Raw genomic sequence first — 13,987 nt, 5'->3', positions numbered from 1 at the left:
ATCATGGGTCCCCGCCGCAAGGATCCCGCGCGGTTCCCGGCCCCCCGGGCCGGAAACCGCATCGGCCACCGCACCGCCGCCCTGCTGGCGGGCCTGATGGCGGGCCTGCTGGCCGGCCTCCTGATGCCCGCCGCCGCGCAGGCGCAGATCAAGGTCCGCAAGGCCGACTGCTTCTTCGCGGCCGACGGCAGGACCGTCATCGACGGGGTCTGCGAGTTCCTGACCGACGCGCGCAGCTACGGCGTGGGCGGGTTCCGCCTCGCCACCTATACCAACGGCTACCTGCGCGACGGCGTGGTCGTGTCGGTGACGGCGCCCGGCCAGGGCACGGCGACCTGGAACCGGGAGCCCGGCGGCAAGCCCGAGGACGGCCCCGCCGACAGCGTCACCGCGGAGGGCGCCTGCTGGACCGGGTCCCGGAGCCGGATCTGCGCCTGGAAGGTCGGCGAGGGCCGCCCCGGCTTCGGCGGCGCCCCCGCGGCGGCGCCCGAGGCCGGCGCCCCGCGGGCCGCCGACTGCTACCTCGAGGTCGCGGGCGATGTCCGCCTCGACGGGGCCTGCCAGTTCCGGTCGGAGACCGGGCAGACCGGTGCCCGCGGCTTCGAGATCCGCTCCTACGCCGCGGGCAAGCTCGACGTCGTGGCGCAGCTCGTCCGCGACCCGCAGAACCCGCTGAAGGCCACGGCCTTCTGGAACGGGTCGTCCGGGGGCCTGCGCGCCGCCGAGGCCCTCGGCGCCCTGTCGCCGAGCGGCCCCTGCTGGGACAATGACGGCGCCCGTCTCTGCGTCTGGCAGCCCGGCCAGCCCCGCGGCGGCTGGGACCGGCGGGCCGAGGCTCGGGCTCCGGCCCCGCCCGAGACGCCGCCGTCGCCGCCACCGTCACAGGCGCCGTCACAGGCGCCGCCTCCGCCGCGCGACGGCGCGGAGGGGCGCGATCCGCCGCCGGGCACGTTCCTGAAGCTGTCCTTCAAGGGCCGCTGCGAGTCCCTGATGATGGACGGGGAGGACCTCACCGCGACCTGCGCCCCGGAGGCGGTGAACACCTCCGTCGTCGGCAGCCCGAAGGCCGGGTTCATCTTCGGCACCACCGACGGCAAGGCCATGGCGTTCATGGCCTCGGCCAAGGGCTTCGTCGAGGGCGGCACCCTGCACCAGCCCGTCGACGAGCTGATGTACGCCGAGCGCGACCAGTCCACCTTCAAGGTCAAGGGCACCTGCGAGATGCCCAACCCGATGGGCGGCCCGGTGGTCATCACCTGCAACGCCCAGTCGGCGAACAGCACCTACGCGGTCCGGTTCCGCACCGACGGCGGCAAGCCGGTCCTGACGCGCGGCGACGCGAAGTGAGGCTCTCGCCGCGGACCGGAACCGCCCGACCCGCGAACCCGAGGAGGATGCCATGGCACGACGCGTTACGACGGGAGGGGCCGGCGGCACCGGGATCCTCGTCGGCCTCCTGGGGCTCTGCCTCGCGGGACCGGCGCTCGCGGGATCCACGAGCGTGACCGCGCGGCCCGGGGAGCGGGTCCGCCTCGACGGCTACGCCACCCACGAGACCCGACCGGGCTGCCCGTCCGTTCCGGCGGCCGCGATCGAGCTGGTCACGCCCCCGCGCGGCGGCCGCATCGAGCAGCGGCGGGAGTTCCTGGTCCTCGGCCAGAACATCGACGGCACCCCGTCGCGGGACGGCTGCCAGGACGTCGAGCGGGACGCGCGGACGCTCTACTACACGGCCCGGCCCGACTTCGCTGGCCACGACACGGTGTCGGTGATCGTCACGTTCGTCACCGGCGAGGAGGCCACCTACACCTACAGGATCACGGTGCCCGAGGGCGAGGGCCGGCGGGCGCCGGCGGTGTCCCAGGCACCCGCCCCCCGCGACGCGGGCCTCGCGCGGCCGGCCCCGGCGGCGCGCGCCGCTCCCGCCGAGCGGGCGACTCCGGCCGCGACTCCGGCTCCGGCGCCCCGGGAGGCCAGCACCGGCGACTTCCTGCGCGACGCGGTCCGGGGCGCGGTCCCGGCCACCCGGCCGGCGCCGGCCGCGCCGCCCCCGAAGGCCGCCGAGGCCGCGGCGCCCGTGTCCGGCACGCCCGCGCCGCCGCCGCCGCAGCAGCTGGCACCACCGCGCCCGCCCGCCGCGCCGCAGCTCTGACGCAGCTCCGGCGCGGACGGCCGGACCGGCCGCCCGCACCCCCACCGCCAAGCCGAGGACGAGTCCCGTGCATCAGCGCCTCCCGAACGCCCCCCGATCCGCGGCACCGAACCGACCGCGTCGGCGCATCGGCGCCGGCGTCCTCGCCCTCGGATCGGCGCTCTGCCTGCCTCTCTGCCTGCCGCTCTGCCTTGCCCTGCCGGCCCGGGCGGAGGTGGAGAACAAGACCGCGCGCGCCGGCCAGCGGATCTTCCTCCAGGGCTTCACCTACTACTTCGCCACGCAGGGGTGCCGCTCGCGCGCGGCCACGATCGAGCTCGTCAGGCCGCCGCGCGGCGGGCGCATCGAGCAGCGGCGCGAGTTCCGGATCCTCAGCGGCAAGGTCGACGAGACCGGGGCGCAGATCCGGCAGCCGGACGGCTGCGAGGACGCCAAGAAGGATTCGATGTCGCTCTACTACACGGCACGGCCCGACTTCTCCGGACTCGACACCCTGTCGATCGACGTCACCTTCGGGGACGGGTCCACGGTGCCGTACACGTTCCGGATCACCGTGCCGCCGGGCGAGCCCCGCCGGGCCCCGGCGGTGTCGCAGGCGCCCGTCCCGCGCGCGGGCGGCGCCGGGCAGGCCGCGCCGGCGGCCCGGGCGACGCCGGCTCCGGCCCCCCGGGAGGCCGGCACCAGCACCGGCGACTTCCTGCGCGACACCGTCCGCGGCTCGGTCGCGGCCCCGCGGCCGGCACCGGTCGCGGAGCCTCCGGTGTCCGAGGCGGCCGCGGCGGACGCGCCCGGCGCGCCGCCTCGGACCGAGCCTCCGCCGCCGCGCGCGATGGCGCCGGCGCCGCGCCCCCGGCCAGCGGCCACGCCGCAGCTCTGAGACCCTGCGGGGCCGGCCGGTGCGGCCCGGCCTCGCTCATCCGACGAATCCACGCCTGACCGGCCCCCGCTGCACAGGTCCGGCAGGTCATCGACAGAGCCACCAGCAGAGCGAAGTGAGAGGCGCCCCATGGGATCGATGCGGAACGCGTTCATCTACGCGGCCATCCTTTCGACGCTCCCGCTCCCCGCGGCCGCGGCGGAGACGTGCCGCGACCATTATCGGAGCGAGGGGACGCCGATGCTCCAGGCCATCACCTACAAGACGTGGATGATCTTCCCCTCGGTCAGCCCCAGGGCCGCGTTCGACCGGGTGACGCGGGCGGTCCTGGCCGAGGGGTTCGTGGGCGTGCACGTGGAGAAGGCGCTCGGGACACTGACGGCCCAGCAGGAGACATCCGGTTCGGGGCGACCGCAGACGCTGCGGGTCGTCGTGCGCAAGGCCGGGGCGGGCAGCCGGGTCGACGCCCTGTTCATGGTGCAGGCCGGTCAGATCGGTCAGGATGTCGACCAGAACCTGTGCCGCATCGTCGATGCCGCGGCGCAGTAGGCCCCCGATGTCGACCGGCTCCAGGGACGCGGCCCAGTGGCGAGGTTCCGATGCGCGGTCCGGTGCGAGCTTCGGGGCGAGGTTCGGCGCGATGCTCAGCGCGGGGCCGGCCGTGACGCGCCTCCCGGCGGCCACCCTCGCGGCAGCCCTCGCCGCTTCCCTCGCCGCAACCCTCCTGGCGCCGTCGTCGGCCCGCGCGATCGACTGCCGCAAGGCGGCCAGCCCGCTCGAGCGCATGATCTGCGCCGACCCGGCGCTCCGGAAGGCGGACGCCGCCCTGGGTGCGGCCTATTCCGGCCTCCTGCACAGCACGGACGACGCCGAGATCCGCGCGATGCTGGTCGCCAGCCAGAAGCGCTGGGTGGCGGCCCGGGACACGTGGCTCGGCGACCTGGACGCGGCCGACGCGCGCGCCGTCGTGCTGGAGGCGATCCGGGCACGGACCGAGGACCTGTCCGGCCGCTCGAAGAGCGATCCCGCCCGACCGCACTGGATCGCGGCGGCGCTGCGGCAGCGGGCCTTCGCGGCGCGGTTCACCGGCGGCCCCTTCGCGGGGTTCGACACGGCGTGCGACTTCCTGCCCGTCGGGCAGGACCGGGTCTACGGGTGCTTCGGCAGCCGGCGCTACCAGAACGGCGACCGGGTCTGCACGCTGTCCGACGACTGGGCGAGCGGCCACACCTCCGAGACGCGCACGGTCGCGCGGGTCGTCGACGGCGCCGCGCGCACGGTCGCGACCTGCACGATCGGCGGGGGCGACGACGCGGAATGCCCGGGTCCCGACAACGCCGACGGCCGCTGGGCGCGGCCTGCCGCCCCGGCCGTCGCCGCCGGCGCAGCGGCGGCACCCGCGGGCCCTCGGCCCGTCCTCGACGTCGAGCTGGCCCCGGACGCCGATGCCGAGACCTGGCTCTCGACCTGCCTGACCGACCCCGCCTATCCGCCGCCCGACCCGGTTCCGGCGGCCCGGACGGCCCCGGGATCGAGCCCGCCCGCGCCTGCGGGCGCCCCGAGCAGCCGGTGACGATGGGACCGCACGCCCCCACGCCCGATCCGGTCCCTGTGCCGGCCCCTGCGCCGGCCTCTGCGCCGGCTCGGGGCCGCCGGCACGCTCTCGGTGACTACGACGGGCGACGGCGAACTGCCCGAGGCCCACGAGTACGGAGTCGCGTGCCGATGAGACGGATCCTGCGGGCGCTGCCGCTGTTCGCCGTGACGGGCCTGGCCGCGACCTCCGCGGTCGCGGCCCCCATTCTCCCCTGCGCGGCCGACGCCGAGCGGCAGGCCCTCAAGCTGCTGCGCTTCCACAGCGACGGCGACGCGCGGGCCACGGTCGATCCCTCGTCCGTCCGGTCCGTCGGCACCGTCGCGTCCCTGGTCGGGACGCGACGCTTCCAGGTGATCGAGGTGGAGGGCAGCATCTACAAGGGCGCGTATCGGATCCGGCTGATCTACGCGCCGATGCCCGGGAGCTGCGTGCTGATGGGGCAGGAGATCCTTGAGCGCTCCGATCCCTACTGAGCACCGGCCCGCGGCCGGCCCTCCGGCCGCCCCGCGGGCGCTGTCCTCAGCGCACGCCGAGGCAGCCGGTCCCGGGCGCCGGCAGGACCAGCCAGGCACCGCCCGCGTAGAGGCGCCGGACCGCGCCCGGCGCGGCAGGCCGGAGCACCAAGTACGCGCGGCCGGACGAGACCAGGGCCCCGTCGTCGGCGGCCGCCAGGGCGGCGGGGTTCCCGAGCGCCACCACGGTCTCCGGCTGGACCGCGAGGGCGGTCAGCGCGGTCACGCCGAGCCCCCCGGCGAGCGCCGCCGCGACGGCGCCGACCGGCAGGCCGCGCCGCGGGCGCCGATCAGTAATCGTAGGCATGCTCGAACCGGCCCCCCGCGGCCTCCACGGCGCGGATCTGCGCGACGAGCTGCTCCACCGCGGTGTCGTAGCCGACGCGCTGCCAGCCCGGCTCGGACTGGATCGGCATCGCGAACAGCGGCTCGGCCCCGGCGAGGGTGACCGTCCGGCCCGGCGGCAGGAGGACGGTGGTGAGGATCCGGTGGTTGCCGGCGATCTCCAAGACGGTCCGGCCCCGCGCGCCGAGGCCCCGGACGATCTCCGTGAAGGCCCGGTAGCGCGGGGTCTCCATCAGGGCGGCCGGGCCGCCGTCGCCGGCCGGGACGGGGCCGAGGAGGGTGATGCGCGGGTCGGCGGCCGCGTCGCCGGCATCGAGCCCCGCCACGACGCTGCGGATCGTCAGGCCGGCCGGGTCCATCCCGGCGAGCCACGCGATCCCCTGGGCGTAGGCCCATTTCACCCCGTATTGCAGCGTGAGCGCGCCGCGCCGCTCGACCGCCCGCAGGGACGGCGTGAACGGGACCTCGTGCCAGAGCCGGGACAGCTCCGCGTCGAACGGGTAGCGGTACCAGGGGGTCTGGCGCAGGAACGCGGCGTAATCCCCGAGCAGCCGGGCGTTGAACCGGTCCTCGTCCGTCGGCTCCGGCCCCCGCCACCGCGCGGTCAGCGCCCCGAGGCTGCGCTCGTAGGCGCCCTGGATCAGCATCTCGGCCGTGAAGCTCAGGCCGATCACGTAGTTGGTGACTTTCTGGCCCGCGGTGACGTCGCCGGTGCGCCCGGCCGCCCGGGTCGCCCCGCACAGGCTCGTCCAGAAGCCCGTCGTCGCCGCCCAGTAGTCGAAGGCCGATTCCGAGGCGGAACGCGTCACCCCGGCGAGGTCCGCGTAGGCGTGGACGATGTCCCATTCGGGGAAGGTGAGGTAGCTGTCGCCGGCCGCGCGCTTGTAGCCCTCGGGGGCGATCCCGAAGCGCGAGCCGCCCGCCGAACGCCCCGGCCCGGCGGGATCGGGCCTGACCGTGCAGCCCCCCTCGATCGCCGCGACGGGCAGGGCGCAGGCGAGGGCCAGAACGGCGAGGCCGGCGACCGCCCAGCGGACGACCCGTCGCCGGCGGCGGGGGGGCCGGGGGCTCACGCGGCGACCCCGGCCGCGGTCCGGGCGCGCCACGGCCACCAGCCGAGCACGACGCCGGCGAGGCCGAGGCTCAGGTGCGGGCCGTTGGACAGGAGCGGGCTGTCCTGGAAGCCCTTCAGGAACAGCGACAGGTCGAGGAAGCTCGACCCGGTGAGCACGCCGACGACGCCGTCGAGGAGGTAGATCGCCCCGAAGGCCCGCAGGAAGGTCACGGCGGCGGAGCGCGACCACAGGCCGGCGGCCAGCGCCCACAGGCCGGAGGCGAGGTGGAGCGCGTCCTTGTAGACGTCGAGCCGGAACAGGCCGAAGACGCGGCCCTCCGCGTCCCGGAAGGCCGGGACGTAGTCGGTGGCGGCGGCGAACAGCAGGATGGCCGCGAAGGCGAGGGCGGCCACCTGCGGGGGCGTGGGTCTCATGGGCGTCTCCTGAGTCGGCACGCGCGGCCCGCGCGAGGCGGATCCGTGCCGGGGCGCGGTCAGGCCATGTAGGTCGACCACAGGGCGTTCCGGAACAGCAGCCCCGGATCGTAGCGGCGCTTGGCGGCCACGAAGGCGTCGAGCCTGGGATAGGCCCGGGCCATCTGGTCGCGCCGGGCGTGCAGGCGGTAGGGCAGGTAATAGGCCCCGCCGATCGCCACGACGCGCTCGATCAGGGCCTCGGTCATGCGCATCATCGCGGCCTCGTCGCCGGGGGTGAGGCCCTGCGAGAACGACATCACCGCGCCGATCCGCGGGCCCGGCGCGTAGGCCAGCGTCGAGTCCGGGTCCGCCGCCACGTAGCGCAGGGTGACGTTGAGGCAGTCGCAGCCCGAGCGCGGGATGGTCTCGCGGCAGGCGGCGAGGAACGCGTCGAAGCGCTCGGGCGGGACGAAGTACTCGTGCAGGATGTCGGTGCGGCTGCGGTCGCGCGAGGCGAGGTTGGCCACCGGCTCGTTCATCAGGCTGTTGCGGGTGGCGAGGCCGGGATCGAGCGTCGGGTTGAGCCGGGTCTCGGCGATCCAGCGGGCGCGCTTGCCGAACTCGCTGCCGACCTGGGCGCGGTAGATCTCCCGCGAGACCGCCGAGAACGCCCCCTGGGCGGCCGCCGCGGGCAGGACCTGCGGCGGGTGCTCGGCCTCCGCGTAGGTGACGAGAATCGCCTCGTCGAAGAACCCGGCCTGCGCGACCGAGAGCCGGCCGTAGGCCATCCGCAGGCGGGCGTCGCGCGCCACCGCCGCCGCGAAGGCCGGCGCGAAATCCGCGGCCGGCATCACCGCGAAGGTCGGCGTCAGGAGGCGGTTCGGCACCATCTCGACCACGAGGTCGACCACGATGCCGAACAGGCCGTAGCCGCCCATCGCCAGCCCGAACAGCTCGGCGTTCTCCTCGCGGGAGCAGGTCACGAGGCTGCCGTCGGCCAGGACGAGGCGGAGGGCGCGGACGGTGGAGCCGAACGGGCCGTGCGGCGCGGGCCAGCCGTGGGCGTTGACGCAGAAGGTCGAGCCGACCCCGAAATCGCTGTTCGACTGCATGACCGTCGGCGAGTAGCCGATCCGGTCGAGCTGCCGGATGACCTGCGACCAGCGCGCGCCGGCCCCGACCCGGTAGAGGCCGGCGGCTGTGTCGGGCTCGATCGGGCCGCCCTCCAGGGTCACGGCCGTCCCGTCGCGGGCGAGGCTCTGGGCGCCCATGGAATGCCGGGCGACGCCGACGGCGACCGGCCGGCCGGCGGCGGCGGCATCCCGGATCTCGGCGCGCACGGCCTCGATCAGGGCGTCGGTCGACCCCGTCGGGAGCACGGCGTGGCGCGTCACCGGGGTCGGGTTGAGGCCGCTCGCGTCGTTGAGGATGATCCGCGGCGCGGCCCGGGCCGCCCGCGGCAGCAGCGCGGCCGCCGCCGCGGCGCCGCCGCCCGCGAGGATCCCGCGCCTGCTCGGTCCTGTCCCGGCCATGCCCACCCTCGATTCGCACCGGCGGGGCGACCGGCTCGCCCCGCCGGCCAACCCTGCGACGGGTTCGGATCCGGCGGCGTGAGTTCACGCACGGAGCGCGGTGCGCCGCCGGTCGGGACGATGCCACGCCGCCCCCGGCGCGGTCGAGCGTCCGCGCTCCGGCCGTCGGCGCCGCGCGCCGATCCGTCCTCAACCGCGGTTCCTCGACGGGTCGCGGATCGCGACGTTGACAGGCGTCCGACGCCGCGGCACGGCGGCGGAGGACCCGCTAGGCCGGAGCCCACGATCGCCGAGGAGGGAGATCCGCCATGCCGTCAGGCGCTTCGAACCGGACGGCAGGGGAGGCCCCGCGGCCGGAGCGGGAGCCGGTCCTGCTGCAGGATCCGCACGCCGTCCGCGAGCCGCGCGAGAACAACCTCGAGCGCGCGATCGGCCACGCGGTGCGCGAGCGCCGGAAGCGGCTCGGCATCACCTCGGCGGACCTCGCCGCGACGACCGGCCTGTCGCCCGGCATGCTGTCGAAGATCGAGAACGGCAACATCTCGCCGTCCCTGACGACGCTGCAGCTGCTCGCCCAGGCGCTCGGCATGCCGATCACCGGCTTCTTCCGCGGCTACGAGGAGGTCCGCAACGCGGTCTTCGTCAAGGCCGGGGAGGGGATCGAGCTGGAGCGGCGCGGCACGCGGGCCGGGCACCAGTACAACCTGCTCGGGCACATCCACGAGAACACCAGCGGCGTGACGGTCGAGCCGTATCTGATCACGCTCACGACCGATTCGGACGTGTTCCCGACCTTCCAGCACCCCGGCCTGGAGTTCCTCTACATGCTGGAGGGCGAGGTGCTGTACCGGCACGGGGACCGGCACTTCCACATGCAGCCCGGCGACAGCCTGTTCTTCGACGCCGATGCCCCGCACGGGCCGGCGGAGCTGCTCGTGCTGCCGGCCCGCTACCTCTCGGTGATCGCGTATCCGCAGTCGGGCCGCACCGGCTGACGGGCCGCGTTGTTCTCAGGAAGAAATCTTATTTCTTGAGGGTTGATTTCCGCCGCGCAGGCCGCCTATGCTCCGGGCGAACCCGCGACGGAGGTGGTGCCATGTGCGGCATCGTCGGATTGTTCCTGAAGGACCCCGCCCTGGAGCCGCAGCTCGGCGCGCTGCTCGCCGACATGCTCGTCACCATGACGGATCGGGGGCCGGACTCGGCCGGCCTCGCGATCTACGGGCCGCCGGCCCCCGGCCTGTCGAAGATCACCGTGCAGTCGGCACGCCCGGAGGCGGATTTCCCCGCCCTGGAGCAGCGCCTCGCGGAGGCCTCCGGCGGCTCGGCGCGGGTGGCGGTGAAGAGCTCGCACGCGGTCATCACCGTGGCGTCCGACCGCCTCGCCGCGACGCGCGACGCCCTGAAGGGCCTCGCGCCCGATCTGCGCGTGATGGGCGCGGGCGAGAGCGTGGAGATCTACAAGGAGGTCGGCCTGCCGAAGGACGTGGTGGCGCGCTTCGGCATCGCCGGGATGTCGGGCACCCACGGCATCGGCCACACCCGGATGGCGACGGAATCGGCCGTGACCACCATGGGCGCGCACCCGTTCTCGACGGGCGCCGACCAGTGCCTCGTGCATAACGGCTCGCTGTCGAACCACAACAACCTGCGCCGGAGCCTCGCCCGCGACGGTATGGCCTTCGAGACGGAGAACGATTCCGAGGTCGCGGCGGCCTATCTCACCACCGCGATGGCGCGGGGCCGGGACCTCGGCGCGGCGCTCGCGGGGGCGCTCACGGATCTCGACGGGTTCTTCACCTTCGTGGTCGGCACCAAGTCCGGCTTCGGGGTGCTGCGCGACCCGATCGCCTGCAAGCCGGCGATCATGGCCGAGACCGAGCGCTACGTCGCCTTCGGCTCGGAATACCGGGCGCTCGTCGGCCTGCCGGGGATCGAATCCGCCCGCGTCTGGGAGCCCGAGCCGGCGACCGTTTACTTCTGGGATCAGCGGCAGGCCGCCTGAGCCGCTCCCCCCGCAGCCTTCACGGATCTCGCCCATGCCCGTCTTCGATCTGGCGGCGACGCCGCTGCGCGCCCTGAACCAAGCCCTCCACGGCGTCGCGCCGGGCGCCAACGACACCGAATTCGAGGTGCTGAACCCGCGGGGCCAGCACGCGGTGGCGGTCGGGATCGACGGGCCCGTCACCGTCACGGTGCGCGGCCCGGTCGGCTACTACTGCGCCGGCATGAACGACGGCGGCACCGTCACGGTGCAGGGCTCGGCGGGTCCCGGCGTCGCCGAGAACATGATGTCCGGCACGGTCGTGATCGAGGGCGACGCCTCGCAATATGCCGGCGCCACCGGGCGCGGCGGCCTCCTCGTCATCAAGGGCAACGCGGCCTCGCGCTGCGGCATCTCCATGAAGGGCATCGACATCGTCGTGCACGGCTCGATCGGGCACATGTCGGCCTTCATGGGCCAGTCCGGCTCCCTGGTGGTCCTGGGCGATGCCGGCGAGGCGCTGGGCGACTCGCTCTACGAGGCGAAGCTGTTCGTCCGCGGCAGCGTGAAGAGCCTCGGGGCCGACTGCGTCGAGAAGCCGATGCGCCCCGAGCACCGGGAGCACCTCGCCGCCCTGCTCGACCGGGCGGGGGTCACGGACGTCCGGCCGGAAGAATTCCGGCGCTACGGCTCGGCCCGCAAACTCTACAGCTTCAACATCGACAACGCCGACGCCTACTGAGCGGGAGACCGGGCATGACCTACCAGAACCCGCCGATGCCGCCGCGCAAGTCGGCGACCTTCGACGACCACACGATGGCGGAGATCCGCCGGGCCGCGGCCACCGGCATCTACGACATCCGCGGCGGCGGCACGAAGCGCAAGCTCCCGCATCTCGACGACCTGCTGTTCCTCGGCGCCTCGATGTCCCGCTATCCCCTGGAGGGCTACCGGGAGACCTGCGGGACCGGTGTCACCCTCGGCACGCGGTTTGCGAAGAAGCCGATCGCGTTGAAGATCCCGATCACCATCGCCGGCATGAGCTTCGGATCCCTGTCCGCCAACGCCAAGGAGGCCCTCGGCCGCGGCGCTACGCTGGCCGGCACCTCCACCACCACGGGGGACGGCGGCATGACCGACGAGGAGCGCGGCCATTCCGACATCCTCGTCTACCAGTACCTGCCCTCCCGCTACGGCATGAACCCGCGCGACCTCCGGCGCGCCGACGCCATCGAGGTGGTGGTCGGCCAGGGCGCGAAGCCCGGCGGCGGCGGCATGCTGCTCGGCCAGAAGATCTCCGACCGGGTCGCCGCGATGCGCGACCTGCCCAAGGGCATCGACCAGCGCTCCGCCTGCCGGCATCCGGACTGGACCGGCCCGGACGACCTCGAGATCAAGATCGGCGAACTGCGCGAGATCACCGACTGGGAGAAGCCGATCTACGTGAAGGTCGGCGGCGCCCGGCCCTATTACGACACCGCGCTCGCCGCGAAGGCCGGGGCCGACGTCGTCGTGCTCGACGGCATGCAGGGCGGCACGGCGGCGACCCAGGACGTGTTCATCGAGCATGTCGGCCAGCCGACGCTCGCCTGCATCCGGCCCGCCGCGCAGGCGCTGCAGGATCTGGGCCTGCACCGGAGCGTGCAGCTCGTGATCTCGGGCGGCATCCGCTCGGGCGCGGACGTCGCCAAGGCCATCGCGCTGGGGGCGGACGCGGTCTCGATCGGCACCGCGGCGCTCGTCGCCATCGGCGACAACGACCCGGCCTACGAGGAGGAGTACCGCGAGCTCGGCTCCACCGCGGGTGCCTACGACGACTGGCACGAGGGCCGCGACCCGGCGGGCATCACCACGCAGGACCCCGAGCTGGCGGCCCGCCTCGACCCGGTCCGCGCCGGCCGGAAGCTCGCCAACTACCTGAAGGTGATGACCCTGGAGGCGCAGACGATCGCCCGCGCCTGCGGCCACAACCACCTGCACAATCTGGAGCCCGAGGACCTCGTGGCGCTGACGCTCGAGGCCGCCGCCATGGCCCGCGTGCCGCTGGCCGGGACCGACTGGTACCCGGGCAAAGCGGGCTTCTAGGGCCCTTCAACCCCGCCGGTCGCGCCGGAACGGGGCGCGGCCGGCCCCCAACCGATCCGCGCTCAGGGGGCTGCCGTGACGACCGACCTTTCCGCCTACGCCGCAGAGCACGGCGTGAAGTACTTCATGATCTCCTACACGGACCTGTTCGGCTGCCAGCGCGCCAAGCTGGTGCCCGCGCAGGCGATCGGCGCCATGCAGCGCGACGGCGCGGGCTTCGCGGGCTTCGCCACCTGGCTCGACCTGACCCCGGCCCATCCCGACCTGTTCGCGATGCCGGATGCCGCCTCGGTGATCCGCCTGCCCTGGAAGCCGGACGTCGCCTGGGTGGCGGCCGACTGCACCATGGCGGACGCTCCCGTCGACCAGGCGCCCCGGGTGGTGCTGAAGCAGCTGGTGGCGCGGGCCGCCGCCGAGGGCTTGCGGGTCAAGACCGGCGTCGAGGCCGAGTTCTTCCTGCTGAGCCCGGATGGGGCGGCGATCTCGGATCACCACGATCGGGCGGAAAAATCCTGCTACGACCAGCAGGCGCTGATGCGCCGCTACGACGTGATCGCCGAGATCTGCGACCACATGCTGGCTCTGGGCTGGAAGCCCTACCAGAACGACCACGAGGACGCGAACGGCCAGTTCGAGATGAACTGGGAATACGACGACGCGCTGGCCACCGCCGACAAGCACGCCTTCTTCAAGTTCATGGTCCGCTCGGTCGCCGAGCGGCACGGCCTGCGGGCGACCTTCATGCCGAAGCCGTTCCCGGGGCTGACCGGCAACGGCTGCCACTGCCACGTCTCGGTGTGGAACACGGCCGGCACCGTGAACGCCTTCGCGGATCCCGAGATGCCGTTCGGCCTCTCGACCCGGGGCCGGCACTTCCTCGGCGGGATCATGCGGCACGCGCCCGCGCTCGCCGCGATCACCAACCCGACGGTCAATTCCTACAAGCGCATCAACGCGCCGCGCACGATCTCGGGCGCGACCTGGGCGCCGAACGCCGTGACCTGGACCGGCAACAACCGAACCCACATGGTGCGCGTGCCCGGGCCGGGCCGGTTCGAGCTGCGGCTGCCCGACGGCGCGGCCAATCCGTACCTGCTCCAGGCGGCGATCCTGGCGGCGGGCCTGGACGGCCTGGCGTCGGCGGCCGATCCCGGGCCGCACAGCGACGTCGACATGTACCGCGACGGCCACGCCGTCACCGGCGCGCCGCGCCTGCCGCTCAACCTGCTGGACGCCCTGCGCGCCTTCGAGGCCGACGAGGCCCTGCGGGACAATCTGGGCGGCGCGTTCTCCGTCGCCTACCTCAAGTTGAAGCAAAATGAGTGGGACAGCTACTGCGCCCATTTTACCGCCTGGGAGCGCGAGACCACGCTCGATGTCTGAGCCGGTGCTGCCGGTGACGGGCCGAACGGCGGACCGGCTCTTGCAAGGC

General features: G+C 74.2%; 15 protein-coding genes. 11 read left to right on the top strand and 4 right to left on the bottom strand.

Annotated features, from left to right (window positions below):
* Positions 1-3: 3 nt before the first annotated feature.
* The 6 genes from ABIC30_RS19750 to ABIC30_RS19725 all read left to right on the top strand — a co-directional run bounded on the left by ABIC30_RS19750 (position 4) and on the right by ABIC30_RS19725 (position 5,099).
* A complete protein-coding gene (locus ABIC30_RS19750; RefSeq protein WP_354455979.1) occupies positions 4-1,347 on the top strand; it encodes a hypothetical protein in 1,344 nt (447 codons plus the stop codon).
* Between the two features lie 52 nt (positions 1,348-1,399).
* Positions 1,400-2,152: a hypothetical protein gene (locus tag ABIC30_RS19745; protein WP_132367908.1), complete on the top strand. Its 753-nt coding sequence runs from the start codon at positions 1,400-1,402 to the stop codon at positions 2,150-2,152.
* A 67-nt stretch (positions 2,153-2,219) separates the two neighbouring features.
* Entirely contained in the window at positions 2,220-3,029 is an 810-nt protein-coding gene (locus ABIC30_RS19740; protein WP_354455978.1) for a hypothetical protein, read from the top strand.
* A gap of 129 nt (positions 3,030-3,158) precedes the next feature.
* Positions 3,159-3,578 carry a hypothetical protein gene (locus tag ABIC30_RS19735; RefSeq protein ID WP_056530795.1) on the top strand — a complete coding sequence of 140 codons (420 nt, stop codon included), beginning with the start codon at positions 3,159-3,161 and terminating at the stop codon, positions 3,576-3,578.
* 91 nt (positions 3,579-3,669) lie between these two features.
* On the top strand, positions 3,670-4,602 hold the full coding sequence (locus tag ABIC30_RS19730; RefSeq protein WP_354455977.1) for a lysozyme inhibitor LprI family protein: 933 nt from the start codon (positions 3,670-3,672) through the stop codon (positions 4,600-4,602).
* 152 nt (positions 4,603-4,754) lie between these two features.
* Positions 4,755-5,099 (top strand): hypothetical protein, encoded by a 345-nt coding sequence (locus tag ABIC30_RS19725; protein ID WP_354455976.1) that lies wholly within the window; start codon positions 4,755-4,757, stop codon positions 5,097-5,099.
* 46 nt (positions 5,100-5,145) lie between these two features.
* On the opposite strand, the gene ABIC30_RS19720 is transcribed toward ABIC30_RS19725, so the two are convergent.
* From ABIC30_RS19720 to ABIC30_RS19705, 4 genes are read right to left on the bottom strand one after another with little or no spacing between them, the layout of a single operon-like run.
* Positions 5,146-5,445, bottom strand: a complete 300-nt coding sequence (locus tag ABIC30_RS19720; RefSeq protein ID WP_056530802.1) for a hypothetical protein — start codon at positions 5,443-5,445, stop codon at positions 5,146-5,148.
* Positions 5,429-6,556 carry a hypothetical protein gene (locus ABIC30_RS19715; protein WP_354455975.1) on the bottom strand — a complete coding sequence of 376 codons (1,128 nt, stop codon included), beginning with the start codon at positions 6,554-6,556 and terminating at the stop codon, positions 5,429-5,431. Before ABIC30_RS19715 ends, ABIC30_RS19720 begins: the two co-directional genes overlap by 17 nt.
* The gene (locus ABIC30_RS19710; protein WP_026605246.1) at positions 6,553-6,972 is read right to left on the bottom strand and encodes a DUF4383 domain-containing protein; all 420 of its coding nucleotides are present in this window, start codon (positions 6,970-6,972) and stop codon (positions 6,553-6,555) included. The genes ABIC30_RS19715 and ABIC30_RS19710 overlap by 4 nt, the downstream gene beginning before the upstream one ends.
* Positions 6,973-7,031: 59 nt before the next feature.
* The gene (locus tag ABIC30_RS19705; RefSeq protein ID WP_354455974.1) at positions 7,032-8,486 is read right to left on the bottom strand and encodes an FAD-binding oxidoreductase; all 1,455 of its coding nucleotides are present in this window, start codon (positions 8,484-8,486) and stop codon (positions 7,032-7,034) included.
* A gap of 308 nt (positions 8,487-8,794) precedes the next feature.
* Between ABIC30_RS19705 and ABIC30_RS19700 the strand changes: the two genes are divergently transcribed.
* The 5 genes from ABIC30_RS19700 (at position 8,795) to glnT (ending at position 13,938) form a co-directional block, all read left to right on the top strand.
* On the top strand, positions 8,795-9,481 hold the full coding sequence (locus ABIC30_RS19700) for a helix-turn-helix domain-containing protein (RefSeq protein ID WP_020095167.1): 687 nt from the start codon (positions 8,795-8,797) through the stop codon (positions 9,479-9,481).
* 101 nt (positions 9,482-9,582) lie between these two features.
* Entirely contained in the window at positions 9,583-10,491 is a 909-nt protein-coding gene (locus tag ABIC30_RS19695) for a class II glutamine amidotransferase (RefSeq protein ID WP_354455973.1), read from the top strand.
* A 34-nt stretch (positions 10,492-10,525) separates the two neighbouring features.
* Positions 10,526-11,212 carry a GXGXG domain-containing protein gene (locus ABIC30_RS19690; protein WP_354455972.1) on the top strand — a complete coding sequence of 229 codons (687 nt, stop codon included), beginning with the start codon at positions 10,526-10,528 and terminating at the stop codon, positions 11,210-11,212.
* Positions 11,213-11,226: 14 nt separating this feature from the next.
* A complete protein-coding gene (locus ABIC30_RS19685) occupies positions 11,227-12,555 on the top strand; it encodes an FMN-binding glutamate synthase family protein (protein ID WP_354455971.1) in 1,329 nt (442 codons plus the stop codon).
* 75 nt (positions 12,556-12,630) lie between these two features.
* Positions 12,631-13,938 (top strand): type III glutamate--ammonia ligase, encoded by a 1,308-nt coding sequence (gene glnT / locus ABIC30_RS19680; RefSeq protein WP_354455970.1) that lies wholly within the window; start codon positions 12,631-12,633, stop codon positions 13,936-13,938.
* Positions 13,939-13,987 lie beyond the last annotated feature (49 nt).

This window comes from Methylobacterium sp. 1030 (assembly GCF_040544715.1).
Taxonomy (GTDB): domain Bacteria; phylum Pseudomonadota; class Alphaproteobacteria; order Rhizobiales; family Beijerinckiaceae; genus Methylobacterium.
This window is presented reverse-complemented; position numbering and strand designations above follow the sequence as displayed.